This is a genomic window from Salegentibacter lacus, assembly GCF_020164555.1.
GTDB classification, from domain to species: Bacteria; Bacteroidota; Bacteroidia; order Flavobacteriales; family Flavobacteriaceae; genus Salegentibacter; species Salegentibacter lacus.
Genome location: NZ_JAIQZB010000001.1, coordinates 1 through 15,243, shown reverse-complemented (window position 1 = coordinate 15,243; position 15,243 = coordinate 1). Strand labels below are relative to the sequence as shown.

The window sequence follows — 15,243 nt, the reverse complement described above, 5'->3', positions numbered from 1 at the left end:
GAATTACCAAATGACGAAAATAACGCATCTAATCAACTTCTTAATAGTATTGTTTTGTTTCAACGCAACTTACGCCCAGGAAAAGATGCCGGAATCTACTAATATTTTTCAGCTTAATGGGACTACTGTTTACGGCCAATCTATAGACAAACAAACTCGTTGTATACATTGGCATTCAGCATTGGATGTAATTGCTATAAAATTTAAATGTTGCGGTAAATACTATCCGTGCTTTTCATGTCACGAAGAAGCGGCTGACCACGAACACGAGGTATGGCCTAAAACTGAGTTTACTGAAAAAGCCATTTTATGTGGCGTTTGTGGCCATGAACTTAGTATCCAGGATTATATGGAGTCCAGCAATACCTGCCCAAATTGTAAAGCCAGCTTTAACCCGGGATGCAGTAATCATTATCATTTGTATTTTGAAACCGACGATGCTTAATTCTATTCTTTAGTCTATTAAATTATTACCCGGTAAGATACATAGGCCATATTTGCCGGAAGACTCGAAAATAAAACCCGAGAACAATAACGCTTTCCAAGTGATATAATATCATATTCTTCTGAAGTAATCCAGGACTACAGTAAATTAACTGTAATTCAATTTTTTATAAAATTATCCCTGTAAATTTTAAGAGAGATTGTTGTATCTTCATAGCTATACTTTGCTCCCAGTATTTCAATAGCTATGAAAATAATTTTCGCAATTGTACTGGTTTGTTTTTATGCTGGGCTCGGTTTTTCGCAGTCCAAAACTTTAAACGGAACTGATCTAAAAGATCAGCCTATAGACTCGAGCCTTAGCTGGATGCGCTCTCACGAAACTTCAGATGAGTATTTAGAAGAATTCCATCCCATTGCCCTTAACACTTTAAAGCGTAGCTTAAAATCAGGGCCAGATAGTATAACTGCCCAAATTCACGAATCTTTAGCGAGTTGGCATTCTTATAATGGAGTGTTTTCTCCAGACTCGGTAGTGTACCACGCAGAAAAAGCACTGGATTATCATATAAAGGCGAATGATAAAAAGAAAATTGCTGATACTTACAGGTCACTTTCCATTGATTATTTAAATACAGGAGAATTAGAAAAAGCACAGGAAGTCTTGTTTAAGTCAATCGACTTATATGAAGAATTAAATGACGATGGGGGCCTGGGAAGTGCTTATCGTACTTTAGGGGTGAAATACCGCGTGACCGGAGATTTTGAAAAATCTGTAGCTTACACAAACCAGGCGATTCCTTTATTAGAAAAAACCGAAAATTACAGTTCTTTAGCCATCGCCCAATTCAATTTAATTATTGGTTATGGCGAATTGGGGGAGTATGAAAAAGCTTATGCAGCAACAGAAGAATGCCTGGAAATTGTTAGAACAAAAGTTCCGGAAGAAATTTTTGTGCCGGTTAGGGCATATTCCTACCGCGGCGACGTCTATATTAAAGCAGAGGATTATGGGAATGCTTTAAAAGATTATTTAAAAGCCTGGGAACTGTGTATAGAACATATTGGAGAAGAACGTTGCGCCACTTATCGTACCGAAATTGGGAAAATATATTTGTTGCAGAAAGAATATGAGCAAGCTTTAGATCACCTTTTAGCCGGGGTAAACGCTTATGAAGATAAAGGCCAAATTGGTTTTGTTCAACCTTATTTAGATCTATCGGAAACTTACAGGCAGTTAGGCGATTTTGAAAATGCCCTGCGCTATAGAGAAAAAGCATATACCAATTCAGAAAAGATGCTTGAGGACAAGATTAGTAGTATTGAATCTGAAATGGCTATAAAGTATGAAACCGAAAAAAAGGATGAAGCCCTGGCATCTCAGGCTGCATTGATCGAACAAAAAAATAAGACGCAAACGCTCTTTATTGTGATAGCCTCATTATTGCTTTTGTTTCTGCTTTCTTTACTTTATTTCTTCTACAAGAATAAAAAAGCCACTAAAATTATACGGGCTAAAAATGCCGAAAAAGAATTATTGCTGAAAGAAATACACCACCGCGTAAAGAATAACCTGGAAATGGTGAAAAGCTTAATCGCTTTGCAATCGGCTCAAATAGATGATCCGGCCACTAAAGACGCTATGATAGCCAGCCAGAACAGGGTACAGTCTATGGGAATTATTCATCAGAAATTATATCAGGGAGAAAACCTGGGAAGTATTGAAATGAAGGATTATTTCATAAATCTGAGTGAAGGTATTTTAGATAGTTTTAATGCAGCAGATAAAGTGAAAATCGAATGTGCTATGGATAACCTGGAACTGGATGTGGATACGGCGGTTCCAATTGGTCTTATTGTAAATGAGCTACTTACTAATGCGCTTAAATATGCATTTCCTGATCAAAAAGAGGGCGTTATCAATATCAGTTTAGAAAAATACAGCGATCAGATCTTGAAATTGGAAATCAGGGATAATGGTGTAGGTAAAATCAGGGGGCTTGCTCCCAAAGGAACCGGTTTTGGGTCCCAATTGGTGAAATTACTTACTCAACAACTCAATGGGAAAATGAGGGAACGGGTAGAGGATGGAACTCATATTGAATTTGATTTTGCTCGATGATTGGGTTTAGTTAAGGCCCTTGATCAATAATTTTGCCTATAGCCAGCAGCCTTAGAAAGGAAATAATTAACTTGACCGCCGAACCAATACTAAGCCGAAAAATCTATTCTCTTACTCTACAAGTAACGATATGCTAGACCGTTGCAAAGTGGAGTATTATCTAATGTATATCTAAGAAACCTTAGCATTCTATGCCATCAAAAAATCCACCAATCAAAACCAGGCTTCATAAGCGGAATAGAAACCGGGAACCTTACGACTTGAAAGCTCTGGTAGATGCTATTCCAAAATTAAAAAATCATATAAAGCCCAATAAATATGGAGGAGATTCAGTAGATTTTTCAAATCCAAAAGCCGTAAAACTTCTAAATCAAGCGCTTCTAAAGTATTATTATAGTATAAACAACTGGGAGTTCCCTGATGAGAATTTATGTCCACCCATCCCGGGTAGAGCTGATTACCTTCACTATATTGCTGACTTGCTAAGCGAAAGCAATGCCGATAAAATACAAAAAGGCAGTCAAATTTGTGGTCTTGATGTTGGAGTTGGAGCAACTTGCATCTACCCAATTATTGGCGTTACAGAATACGATTGGAACTTTATAGCTTCTGACATTGATCCCAAATCAATTGCCTCAGCTCAGCAAATTATCAATTCAAATCCATCTTTAAAAGACAAAGTAGATTGTAGATTACAAAAAGATCCGACTGCAATTTTTCTAGGAATAATCGATAAAAATGATAAGATTGATTTCACTATTTGCAACCCACCCTTTCACGCCTCTGTTGAGGACGCTCAAAGAGGTAGTAAACGAAAAGTAAAGAACCTCTCCGGGAATAAAAGAAATGAAGCTAAACTAAATTTCTCAGGAGCTAAAAATGAACTTATCTACGAAGGAGGAGAATATCAATTCATCAAAAACATGATTCTCGAAAGTGAAGAATTTGCTAAAAGCTGTTTCTGGTTTTCAACTTTGGTATCAAAGCAATCTAATCTTAAGGGTATTTATAAATTACTGGAAAAAGTAAAACCCGCTCAGTCTAAAACCATTGCCATGGGAACCGGCAATAAAAGCAGCCGAATTGTAGCCTGGACGTTCCTCTCAAAGAAAGAACAAAAGGTTTGGATAGAAGAGTGCTAAGCACTAAAGCTGTGAAATTCCATTTAAGCAGCTAAACGGGGCACTTATTCGTTTACTGAAAATGATACAGATATTAAACTTCCTATCATTTAAATACAAAAGTTGATGATGGGAATATCCAGAATTCAATAATTTATTATAATAGCTTAGCCGTAGCAAAGAAAATCTCGAGCTTAACCTATTTATTCCTTTGAATTGTTTTTCATTAAAGAGATAGCTGGTCTTTATGAAAACATTATTAGTTCAATATTCAAAACAGCATTCTAAAGTTTTTGGACTGAAAACTCTGGCTTGCTGAAAATACGCCACTTATAAATTCTGACAAATAAAAATCACCAAAGCTATTTTTGTATAATTTTGTTTATCAGGGCTCTATTGGTTAAAACATTTAAAAAATGAAGACAATTAAAATTCTAAATATACTGTGGCTTTCAATAATTGCTATTGGAGTGATCTTGTTGATCTTTAAAATAGTAGTTGATAGTGAACCAGGAGCAATTCCGCTTTTCCTCGTAACCCTGGGAATTTCAGGATTTCTTATTTCAAAATTCAGGAAGAAATCTGGAACTAAAACAACGAAATAGTATAAACCGATTTTTGTAAAAAAATAAAGAGTATTTGAGCTTTTGATTTCAATTCTGAAAAGTCTAAAATTTTCCTATAATTTCTTTCCAAAATCTTAAGATGCAGCCTTTTTCCTTTGGCATTACTTAACTTTAGAAAATAGGTCGCGTTTTCTAATTTCGAATAAATTAAAGCTAATGTCTAAATCAATTTTAATTGCCGGTGCTTCGGGTGCTCTGGGTTTCAAACTTCTTAAGGATTTTCAATCCCAGGATTTTAAAGTGAGGGTATTAACCCATTCAGAAGAAGGCCTGGAGAAACTCAAAGGAGAGGTGGAAGATATCCATTACCTGGATGCCAGTGAAGATAAAGGGAAATTAGAAGGACTTACCAAAGGTATGGATTATGTGGTCTCAGCTTTGGGAAAATCCATTAGCCTCTTTCATCCCGATTCTGATACTTTTTATGAAAGTAATTACAAAGCTAATAGTCACCTGCTGGAAGATGCGAAAAAATATGGGGTAAAAAAGTTTATATATGTTTCTATGTTGGGAGCAGATACCGCCTCTGAATTTAAAATTCCTGGTACCCATAGAAAAACGGAGAAGGAGATCCAGAATTCAGGCCTGAGTTATTCCATAATAAGACCTGTTGGATTTTATTCCGGTTTACACGATCTAATTATTATGGCCAGGAAGAAGGTGATTCCGCTCGTTGGAGATGGAAAAGCTAAGACGAATAGTATTTTTCACGGGGATTTGGCGAGCTTTATAAGCAATAACTTTACTGGATTACCTGAAATTTTAGAAATAGGTGGACCAAAAATTCATACCCGGGAGGAAATGGCTGTGATGATTCAGGAAAAAATAGGAGGGAAGATAATTAAAGTACCGGAGGCCATAGCCAAAACCGGTAGTGAAGTCCCCAAGCTTTTTGCTAAAGAAAACCTGGGTCATAAGCTGGATTATTTTAGTTACATTATGAGTAATGATATGATAGGCCAATCCAGGGGAACATTAACTTTTAAGGATTACTTGAATCAAATTGATCTGGATAATATTGAGTAAACCACTCTTAAGAAGTTCAGAATTAATTCCTCTTAATTTTACAAAATGGAAGTCAGTAAGCCACATTCAAGAAAATATGATGCCATAATTATCGGTAGTGGCTCCAATGGTATTGCGGCAGCTATCCATCTTCAACAGCAAGGTTTAAGCACGGTGATCTACGAGAAATCATCTGTTCCAGGCGGGGCAACAAAAACGGCTGAAATTACATTGCCAGGCTTTAAACATGATATCGGTTCTACGGTGCTTCCTATGGCGTATAGTTCTCCTTTTTTTCAGCAACTTCCCTTAGAAAAATACGGTTTAGAATGGATCTACCCGGAAATTCCTTTTTCGCAAACGCTGGAGAATGGTAGGGCAGTAGCCTGCTATAAAAGCATTGAAAAAACCGCTGCTCAGCTAGGAAAGGATAAGGAGAGTTATATTGATTTTATGAAGCCTTTAGTCGAAAACTGGGGCGACATTGGGGAAGATGTACTCGGCCCATTGGGGATTCCTTCTCATCCTATGAAATTTTTAAAGTTTGGCTTAAAGGCTTTTCCTTCCGCTAAATTTCTGACTAATTCCCTTTTTAAAGAGGAGGATGCTAAAGCTTTGTTTTATGGTGCAGCTGCACATTCTACCTTACCCTTAACGAACTTGTTTTCTTCGTCCTTCGGGATAGTACTTGGATTGATGGCGCATTTAAATGGTTGGCCATTTCCTAAACAAGGTTCGGGAAAACTAATTGAAGCATTATTAGATTACTATAAAGATATGGGCGGAGAGTTAGTTTTAAATGCTCCCGTTAAGAAAGCTTCTGAACTTCCCCAGACTAAAGTTCAAATTTATGATCTCACACCCCGGCAATTATTACAAATTCAAGACCTGGATCTAAGTTCGAGTTATAGAAAACGATTAGAAAATTATAAATATGGCGCCGGAGTCTTCAAAATAGATTGGGCATTAGACGGACCTATTCCTTTTACAAGCGATAAATGTAGGCACTCGGGTACCATTCACATTGGATTTAGTCCGGAGGAAATGGAAAAGTCGGAACAACTTACGGCCGAAGGAAAAATTTCAGACCAGCCTTATGTGTTATTGGTACAGCCCAGCGTTTTTGATAAAACCAGGGCGCCGGAAGGGAAACATACTGCCTGGGCCTATTGCCACGTACCTAATGGCAGTGAAGAAGATTGTACCAGGATTATCGAAAATCAAATAGAAAAAGCTGCCCCGGGATTTAAAAATTTGATACTTGCTAAAAACACGATGAACACCAGGGAATTGGAAGTTTTTAATCCTAATTTGGTGGGAGGCGATATCAACGGCGGGCGGCAGGATATTACCCAATTATTTACAAGACCTGTAGCTAAAATTTCCCCTTATAAGACTTCCAATAATAATGTTTTTTTGTGCTCTTCTTCAACTCCTCCCGGCGGGGGCGTTCACGGAATGGGTGGGTATAACGCAGCTAAACAAGCTATCAAGGATCATTTCAGTTGAAATTATAAAATAAAAAAGTCCAACTTTTTAGCCGGACTTTTTTTCCGGGAGTCAAACCTTATTACTAAATTAGTACAAAACGATTCAAAATTAAGGTTCACAAATCATCAACACAGAATAGAAAAACCTTTATACATACAGGGTGCGATAGCCTAAACTGACTCCTGCCGGGGTCACGGATGAATGAAAAGTCCGTAGCTTTCGCTGCGGACTTTTTTATGGACAGAAAACGATAATCATTCCTTTTTTTTAAGCGAATAACCGTACAATTATAAGCCTAAACTTATCATATGCTTTACTTTATGGTAGGTTAGCGCGGTTCTAATGCATTGTTTTAATTCGGTTTTTGATATTTGCTGGTCTAATTGGAAGATTATAGCTCGTTTTCCTTCAAATTCAAAGGTCTCATTAAAAACTAATCGGAAAGTATCTACCAACCTGCTGTTGCATTGAAAATACATAGCGTATTGATTGGGTTGTTTTTCTTTCCAGTCTATTCGTAAAGTACTTCCAAATTTGGTCACAAAACTGGGTTCATTCCATTTGAGGGTTTCTTCCAATTCTGATACGCTTTCGGTTTCTGCAGCAGTTTCTATTATAAGCTCCCTTAAATATTCCAATTGGGGACGTACAAAATCCGGATAATTCCTGAAGACATCAATTAGCCTGGGATCGGTGGATATGGTTGTTTTCATCTTAATAGTCTGGATCTATAATTTGGTTGCCCGTGGACTTAAATTCAGATAAAAGGGAAGAAAATACTTTGTAGTTAAAGTTAGAAAGATAATGCCAGGCCAAGCCCTTGCTGATTTCCTGTGAGTTTAAATGTAACCGGTAATAAAGGATTAGGTTGCGATGAATTAACCTGATTAATTCTTTCTGCTGCCTGAAGCGCTTGATTATTAGCTTTAATAGAAATAGGTATAGCTACCCCAATAAAAGCTGCTCCAACCCCAGCTAATACCCAGGGTGCATCTCCATTGGCAACAGCTGCTCCTATTGGAATTCCTACAAAACTCCCACCTACACTTCCCAGAATAGTTGAAATAGTGTTATTTTTCCGTGCTTTTTTAATTAGACGCGTAGCTTCTGTATCTGCGATCATAAGCTTTTGCATTCCTTTAAAATCTAATGTCTTATTGTTCATCGTGAATTTGTAGCCAAGGAATACTTTTTCGGACTGGATTTCCTGGGCAGAAAGGGAATTTATTCCTAAGAGTAAGAAAAATAATAAACTAAGTGTTTTCATATTGAAAATGTTGATTAATGATTTTTAATGGATGATACTTTTTTATGAATTTTATTTAATGATTGTACTTTTTAGCTGTTCAATATCATTTTTATATACCTCATTTAAATATTCATTATAAGGATCAGTTCTTTTATAGGTATAGTATTTCTGCGCCAAATCTGAATGTAATTTTGCGTTTTCTAAATCGTCTATTTCCAGATATATTTTTGCTAGTCCTAAATGGGCTTCAACGGTATATTTTGATTGTTCCAACGCTTTTTTATAAAAAGTGATAGCTTCTACCGGCTTATCCATTTTATATTCACAAATTCCGGCATAAACAAATGCTTGTATATCTACCCAGTTTTCCCCTTGAGTTTCTATACTCTTTTCGAAATAAGATTTTGCTTTTTCATAATCTTCTAAACCGAAATACGATTCTCCTCTCAAAAAGTTAATGTCTTCGCTCCAGGGCGCATCTACGAAATTCGGGGTTAAAGAGTCTAACCGATTAAAATCTTTTAAAGCACCATTAAAATCCCTTAAAAACCGAAGTTTCATGTATCCTCTATAACCGAGGTGTGCTTTAGAATTTAATTCTACAGCCTGGTCAAGCAATTCAAATCCTTTTTTATAATCACCTCGCTTATTAAACGCTACAGACTGCTCAAAATAAATTTCAGGATCCTGGAATTTTAAAATTTCGAAAAGCGATTGGGACAAAAAACTTCCCTGAAGGTGAGCCGCGCTATCATATCGCTTTTCTGTTGGGGAAAATAAAAGTAAATAAATAATTGCCGCTGAAAATAATGTAAGCAGAGTTGCGAAAATTAATTTGAGTATTTTGAAAAATCTTTTCATCCGGCTAAAATATATCTACGATCTTATTATTCCTGATTTTGAAATTTAAGACGTAATAACTATCATAAAGGTTATTCTCGCTTTTTGCAGGTTTCCAGTTCTCCAGTTTTAGTACAGCTGATTTTATCTTTTCAATATTTTCGCTATCAACCTTCATTTCCTTTAAATCTAAATCAGTCGATTTATACCTAAATCTTCCTGGTTCACCTTTGCAGTTCACAATAAAACGAGATGTTATTAAGCCTGGGTTTTTAAAGTTCAAGCTTTCCAGATCTTCAAAAATTCCGGTTTTTATTGCTTTTTTACCTCCTTGATAATCTGTGTCCAGATTATAATACTGAAAAATCTTATCCTCATTGCAAACCTGAAAATTGGCATCCTGCTGTTTATTCTTACTTAAATCTCCAACTCTATTAACGGTTTGATAATACAGCCATCCGGTGATAATTGTCGCAAGTAGAATGCTTGTTAATAAGAAAAAGTTGGTTTTACTTTTCAATTTTGAAGTTTAAAATGGCTTTGATTAGCGGTGACATTTGCATGTAGGCTGGAATTGGTTTGGTATGCATTGGTCAGAAAAAATAAATCAGGAATTTCAAAACTTTTACTAACTATGGCTGAGATAATAAAATACCTTTCCAAATAAATCACCCATTTGCCAAACTATAAGAAAAAGGATGCTCAATCCTGTAATCATCCATAAAATCCTATTCTTATTATCAGATAATTTCAGTTTAGCCACTAGAAGCCTGGTTGGTATGTTTCATAATAAGCAATTTAGATTGTAGCTTATTGGTATCATATCTCAAATTTTGTTACATTTTTAAAAGAGAAGGTGTTATTTTTATAAGCGATACAGCCAGTAATTCTAAGATTATTGCTGAATTTATATAGCTAATTTAACCTTAGCGATAGGCATAATTAAAACAGACGACCAGAATGAGAATATTATTTTTTATAATCGTCTTACTTCATGGATTAATCCACTTACTGGGATTTGTAAAAGGTTTTGGACTTAAAGAGGTAAAAGAATTGACACTTCCCATTTCTAAACCAATGGGTCTTTTTTGGCTCACTGCAGCTGTTCTATTTTTGACTTACAGTATTTTAGATTTTATAAGTTCCAAATACGCCTGGCTTGTTGGATTTGCAGCTGTGGGAATTTCCCAAATTCTTATCATAATGTTCTGGCAAGATGCCAAATTAGGGACCATTCCTAATATTGTCATTCTAGTGATGTCACTCATATCATTTGGTCACTACAACTTTCATAAACAGGTTCAACAAGAAACAAACACTTTAGTAAACCGGGATAAAATCCATAATAAAAATAAGATTACTGAGAATGATATTAAAGACTTGCCCGAACCTGTTAAAAAATGGCTGCGTAATTCGGGAGCGATTGGGAGACCTTTTATTAGTGTTGGAAAGGTTATGCAGAAAGCAGAAATGAAAATGAAGCCCGACCAAAATAACTGGATGCCGGCTTCTGCAATTCAATATACTACTATCGACAAACCTGCTTTTATTTGGACTGTTGATGTAAAAATGAATTCGTTCCTGAACTTTCAGGGCAGAGATAAATTTGAAAATGGAAAAGGAGAAATGCTGATTAAAATGAATTCGTTAATCAATGTTGTAAATGAAAAAGGGCCAAAATTAGATGAAGGCACTATACAAAGATACCTGGGGGAAATGGTATGGTTTCTTTCATTGGCTTTAAGTCCATACATTACCTGGGAAGCGTTAAATGATACTGCGGCAAAAGCAACTATGACTTATAAGGGAACTCAGGGAAGTGGGACATTTTTATTCAATTCTGAAGGGGATTTTATTAAATATTCTGCTATGCGTTATCGTGGCAATGAAACAGATGCAAAAAGACATGAATGGGTTTTGTTAGTTGATGCTTACAAAACATTTGAAGGTATTAAAGTTCCTGCGAGAATGACTGCAACCTGGAAACTTGACGATAGGGATTGGACCTGGTTAAAATTAGAAGTAACAAATATAAAATATAACGAGAATGCCAGTCGATGAGATGGTAAATTGAAGGGTCTTAATCCTGTTTTTTTTATTTCTTTAAATCTGATTTATGAAAAATTATAAAAGCACTTTCACTAAATTACCGAGCTTCTTTTACAACAGACTATGCCTGAGTGCTTCGTAAATTGATTTTTATTTCAGGGCTTGTGCATTCTTATAATTACTCCAAATCTTTGTATTTTTGATTTACTAACTAGCAATTCAATTTAAATTTCTTCAACATTACCCTACTGCGAAGAGATAAAGAATTAGTTCCTGCATCTTTTGCAGGCAAATAAATCTTAAATATGTCGTGGTACGTTTTATATACCAAACCCAGAACAGAAAAAAGAGTAGCCGAAGGTTTGGAAAAAATGGGGGTAGAGGTCTATTGTCCTTTAATCACAGAAATAAAACAATGGAGCGATCGTAAAAAGAAGATTGAAACCCCGCTCTTTAAATCTTATGTTTTTATAAAGCTGGAAGAAAAAAAACGTAACCGGGTTTTTGAGGTGCCGGGCGTGGTGCGGTATTTATTCTGGTTGGGTAAACCGGCTATTGTAAGAGATGAAGAGATTAAGGTAATACGCGAATGGCTGGAGGAAGATAAGGTTGATGACGCTAAAGTAGAGCATCTTAGCGCCGGAGATAAAATCACCATTAAAAACGGAGCATTCAAACAGCAGGAAGCCATTATTCGTAATATAGGAAAAAGAAAAATGCGCTTCGTACTACCCCATCTGGGGTTTACGGTAGAAGTCCAAACCAAAGAGGTTATTTAGATAAAAAATTAGAGGTCGTTACCCGTAATTTTGTTTAACCAGCCTTCTTTCAAAATTTTGCTATTTTTCCAAAACTTATTTAACTCTGAAGGTGGTTGATTCATCTTTCTTTACTCAAATAAAACTTTTTAGAACACTTTTTAGGCTTACCAGGCAATTTCCTGAGTAAACAAAAAACTTATTATATTTATATTGCCCAATAATTCTTGAGCCCTACCCGATAGATTTCACCTGGAATTAAAACAATATGCAGGAAGAATCTAAATATGCCACGATGTGGGTTAGTGAGGGAATTCTTTTTTTTACATTTAAACCTATAGCTGAACTTGACCTGAAGAAAGCGGAAATACTTGTCGCCAGTAGGCTTAAGTTTCAGAATAAAACTCCCTATCCTGTTTTATGCAACATTTATAACCTTAAGACTGTAAGTGAAGAGGCTGCGGATTACCTCGCCACGGAAGGGATTGCCTTGATCCCAGCTATAGCATTACTATGCAATTCTTATTATCACCGTGTACTGGCAGAAGTGTTTATAAAATTTCATAACCTCGCAAAACCTATTCAAATTTTCAGTAACAAACAAGAAGCGCTGGATTATCTCCAAAAGTTTATACAAAAAAAATCCTTTTGAAATGCTCACCCCACATGCGATATACGATCACAGGTTCATGCAATTAGTAAAGGCTTTGCTAAAAATGGCTTCAGGTAATTTCTTATACAGAATTCCCATTTCCGACGCTAGAGACTGGAAAGACACCCTTGGTATGTTAATCAACAAAACGAATATTCGTCTAAACACTATGTTTAATGAAATCAAGAAAACCCAGGTTTTTACACATCCCCAAATTATTCTTCTAATAAATTCAAAGAAAGAATTGCTGACGCATACGGATGAGAACCACCAAATTATCTCAAAAGAGTTAATACCAAAAACACTAAACGACTTGTTATCCGTAAAAGGAAAGAAGATATTCTCAAAACATTGGTATAAATGGGATAAGAAAACCTTAGGCTGTTACGATATGGGAATCCTGGATTTCCGGGGAGAGACTGAATTATTGGTCCCATTACATATTCAGGTTAGACAGAGCAGCGCTTTGCTAGAGGATTCCTGGTATTATATTTTGGGTTTTGATCCCCAACAGCCGGTTCCTTCATTGCGCACAAAAGAGCAAGATACTTTAAAAACTTTTCGCAGTAAAAAGGCTAAAAATAATTCTAAAACTATTGGTGATTTTTTGCTGGCACAACGGGTTCACGATGCACTTCTTAAACACCAAACTTCTTCCATTCCTTCTTTAGAGGTTATAGCAAGTGAGGCAGGAGCCAGTATAAGTGCCATGCAGAAAGCTTTTAAAGATCGTTACGGCAAGGCAGTATTAAAATACGATATGGAAAAGCGTCTTGAGGCCAGTACTTTTTTACTTAAGGAGAGCGATATTGAAATAAAGGAAGTATCTAAAAATTATGGTTTTAAGACAGCTTCACACTACATCAGCCGCTTTCGTAAAAAATATGGAATTACACCCTTGCAATTCCGAAAGAAGGCCTTCTTTAATAAGCATAATTAGGCCAGGAACCGAAAAATACCTTCCCAGAACATTCCATGGTTCCTCTGGAATATGATTATTGCAGACCTTTATACTCATAGAAAAAGAAAAAACTATTCTGGGTTTATAAAATTTTTAAACTCAATATTCAGGTTGAAATTCAAGGATATAGAAACAGAATAGTACTAAAATATTATTGCGCGATGATGCAGGTGAGGCCGAATACCTGTTTTACAACGGCATATTCATTAATAATTAAATTTGAAAATTATGAAACTTAAAAAATTAATTTTACCGATGATGGCATTTGTATTTGCCATAGGAATGGCTTTTGCTACAGTAGACCTTAAGCCAGATTTAGAAATGATTGAAATGGAGGCTCAGGATTATGTCCTTACTCCAGATGGTGTCGTGGCTATTGCTGAAATAAACTGTGGCATGGGAGAAATAAATTGTGAAGCCCGGTTGGCGGAAGGGGAACCTGCTTATCCAGTATTTGATGATCAAGCCCTTAAAAACAGAAAAAAAGGAAGTGGTCAAGTTGTTGAATTGTATTAAATTATTAGGAATACGTTCTTGAAAAAGCAAGCCGGTCAATCCCGGCTTGTCTTTTTTATGGAAACTTTGAAATCTTTCCGTTTATAGTGATGAAATTACTCAGATAAACTGAGATATATTTTTTGGGATAGAATTCCTATAAAATGTAATGCAAGTTTAATCGGATTTTAAAACAAATTGGTAATAATTATTTTTTTGGTAATATTTATTAGCTGCTTCTAGGATATCTTTTGGAGTAAGGCTATTTATGAACTGTAAAATTTTGCCGTTACTAATCCATTTACTACCAAACCGATAATGTTTATATAATTTTTCTTGCATTGCTCGTTGACTATTTCCCCTTCCCTTTGGATTGTAAAGCATCTTCATTCTATTCAAACCTTGTTGAAGGTGATCAGGGGAAACTAATTTTTTTCGTAAATCATTTATAATGATATTAAATTCTTTTTTTATAAAGGGTAGCTCATCCGGTACACAATCGAAAGAAGTATTTATTTCATATCGATCCATTTCATAATTTTCTTTTCCTGAAGTCCCTGTGATATATAAGGAATAACCTTTATCAAAACGGAGGCCCCAAACTTTGGAGTTGGTTACCGCCCCTAATGCTTCAACCCTTATTCTTTCTTTCCAATCATCCAAAGTATCCTTACTTTTGATATATTTTGGCATATACATTATATTATTTTTATTGTAAGCATCAGGAAATGAAAATTCCTGAAAAATGGGACCGGATGGTAAAGTATTTTTCTTAGGTGGATTTTTACTTGGGATATCGCTAGAATTTGGAATACTACCAAGATATTTATTGAGTAGCGGTAAGAGGACTTCAGGGTTAAAATTTCCACTTACTAAAAAAGTGAATTCCTCTATATTACCGAAAACCTTATTATACATTTTAAATCCTTGATTAATATCTGTTTTTTCCAAACCTTTAAACCTAGCAGTACCATAGGTTACCCCGGAGTGGTCATTAATAGCATTTTTTCCTAAGACGTTTAAATCTAAATATTTTAAATCTCCTATAGGATGTTGATATAGATTTTGCTCAATTTGCTTCCAATCCTGGAAGGCAACCTTTGAAACTTTAGCCTTAGTAAAAAATAGATTAATTAGTTGAAGCATCGTCTCGAAATCTTTTTTACTGGAATATAATTTTATAGAGGTCAGTATTTAAATACGTATCTTAATTACCAGTAAATATTTAAAATTATGGATGTTTTTAAGGGTCAAAATCTTCTGGAGTTCTCTGATCGGTTCAAATCTAACGAGGATTGCAAGCAATACCTTGCTTCAATCAAGTCCAAAAATGGCTTTAAATGTACAAGATGTAACCACAATGCTTGTCAAGTACGTAAGGATTTTGCCAGGCAATGCAATATTTGCCACCATATCGAATCTGCCACTGC

At 35.6% G+C, this 15,243-nt stretch carries 16 protein-coding genes and 1 pseudogene; 12 read left to right on the top strand and 5 right to left on the bottom strand.

Features of this window, described 5'->3' with window-relative positions:
* Positions 1–10: 10 nt before the first annotated feature.
* From LB465_RS00085 to LB465_RS00060, 6 genes are all read left to right on the top strand, one after another.
* Positions 11–445 carry a CHY zinc finger protein gene (locus tag LB465_RS00085; RefSeq protein WP_224465776.1) on the top strand — a complete coding sequence of 145 codons (435 nt, stop codon included), beginning with the start codon at positions 11–13 and terminating at the stop codon, positions 443–445.
* Positions 446–691: 246 nt separating this feature from the next.
* Positions 692–2,566 carry a sensor histidine kinase gene (locus LB465_RS00080; protein ID WP_224465774.1) on the top strand — a complete coding sequence of 625 codons (1,875 nt, stop codon included), beginning with the start codon at positions 692–694 and terminating at the stop codon, positions 2,564–2,566.
* A gap of 191 nt (positions 2,567–2,757) precedes the next feature.
* Positions 2,758–3,708, top strand: a complete 951-nt coding sequence (rlmF, locus tag LB465_RS00075; RefSeq protein ID WP_224465772.1) for a 23S rRNA (adenine(1618)-N(6))-methyltransferase RlmF — start codon at positions 2,758–2,760, stop codon at positions 3,706–3,708.
* A 395-nt stretch (positions 3,709–4,103) separates the two neighbouring features.
* Entirely contained in the window at positions 4,104–4,292 is a 189-nt protein-coding gene (locus tag LB465_RS00070) for a hypothetical protein (RefSeq protein WP_224465771.1), read from the top strand.
* Between the two features lie 177 nt (positions 4,293–4,469).
* Positions 4,470–5,339, top strand: coding sequence for an SDR family oxidoreductase (locus LB465_RS00065; RefSeq protein WP_224465770.1), 870 nt, complete (start codon positions 4,470–4,472; stop codon positions 5,337–5,339).
* Positions 5,340–5,384: 45 nt separating this feature from the next.
* Positions 5,385–6,827, top strand: coding sequence for a phytoene desaturase family protein (locus tag LB465_RS00060; RefSeq protein ID WP_224465768.1), 1,443 nt, complete (start codon positions 5,385–5,387; stop codon positions 6,825–6,827).
* Positions 6,828–7,096: 269 nt separating this feature from the next.
* On the opposite strand, the gene LB465_RS00055 is transcribed toward LB465_RS00060, so the two are convergent.
* The 4 genes from LB465_RS00055 to LB465_RS00040 form a co-directional block, all read right to left on the bottom strand.
* Positions 7,097–7,522, bottom strand: a complete 426-nt coding sequence (locus LB465_RS00055) for a DUF1801 domain-containing protein (protein ID WP_224465767.1) — start codon at positions 7,520–7,522, stop codon at positions 7,097–7,099.
* Positions 7,523–7,602: 80 nt separating this feature from the next.
* Entirely contained in the window at positions 7,603–8,076 is a 474-nt protein-coding gene (locus LB465_RS00050) for a hypothetical protein (protein ID WP_224465765.1), read from the bottom strand.
* A gap of 51 nt (positions 8,077–8,127) precedes the next feature.
* Entirely contained in the window at positions 8,128–8,919 is a 792-nt protein-coding gene (locus LB465_RS00045; protein WP_224465764.1) for a tetratricopeptide repeat protein, read from the bottom strand.
* 4 nt (positions 8,920–8,923) lie between these two features.
* On the bottom strand, positions 8,924–9,418 hold the full coding sequence (locus LB465_RS00040; protein ID WP_224465763.1) for a hypothetical protein: 495 nt from the start codon (positions 9,416–9,418) through the stop codon (positions 8,924–8,926).
* Between the two features lie 440 nt (positions 9,419–9,858).
* On the opposite strand from LB465_RS00040, the gene LB465_RS00035 reads away from it, so the two are divergent.
* The 5 genes from LB465_RS00035 (at position 9,859) to LB465_RS00015 (ending at position 13,834) form a co-directional block, all read left to right on the top strand.
* The gene (locus tag LB465_RS00035; protein ID WP_224465761.1) at positions 9,859–10,959 is read left to right on the top strand and encodes a DUF6544 family protein; all 1,101 of its coding nucleotides are present in this window, start codon (positions 9,859–9,861) and stop codon (positions 10,957–10,959) included.
* A 293-nt stretch (positions 10,960–11,252) separates the two neighbouring features.
* On the top strand, positions 11,253–11,726 hold the full coding sequence (locus LB465_RS00030; protein ID WP_224465759.1) for a UpxY family transcription antiterminator: 474 nt from the start codon (positions 11,253–11,255) through the stop codon (positions 11,724–11,726).
* A 247-nt stretch (positions 11,727–11,973) separates the two neighbouring features.
* The gene (locus tag LB465_RS00025) at positions 11,974–12,357 is read left to right on the top strand and encodes a DUF7793 family protein (protein WP_224465757.1); all 384 of its coding nucleotides are present in this window, start codon (positions 11,974–11,976) and stop codon (positions 12,355–12,357) included.
* A 1-nt stretch (position 12,358) separates the two neighbouring features.
* The gene (locus tag LB465_RS00020; RefSeq protein WP_224465756.1) at positions 12,359–13,297 is read left to right on the top strand and encodes a helix-turn-helix transcriptional regulator; all 939 of its coding nucleotides are present in this window, start codon (positions 12,359–12,361) and stop codon (positions 13,295–13,297) included.
* Between the two features lie 249 nt (positions 13,298–13,546).
* Positions 13,547–13,834 carry a DUF6520 family protein gene (locus LB465_RS00015; RefSeq protein ID WP_224465755.1) on the top strand — a complete coding sequence of 96 codons (288 nt, stop codon included), beginning with the start codon at positions 13,547–13,549 and terminating at the stop codon, positions 13,832–13,834.
* A 156-nt stretch (positions 13,835–13,990) separates the two neighbouring features.
* On the opposite strand, the gene LB465_RS00010 is transcribed toward LB465_RS00015, so the two are convergent.
* Complete coding sequence (locus LB465_RS00010; RefSeq protein ID WP_224465754.1) at positions 13,991–14,959, bottom strand: insulinase family protein; 969 nt, start codon at positions 14,957–14,959, stop codon at positions 13,991–13,993.
* A gap of 87 nt (positions 14,960–15,046) precedes the next feature.
* On the opposite strand from LB465_RS00010, the pseudogene LB465_RS00005 reads away from it, so the two are divergent.
* A pseudogene (locus tag LB465_RS00005) lies at positions 15,047–15,243 on the top strand (IS1595 family transposase); the annotation flags it as partial.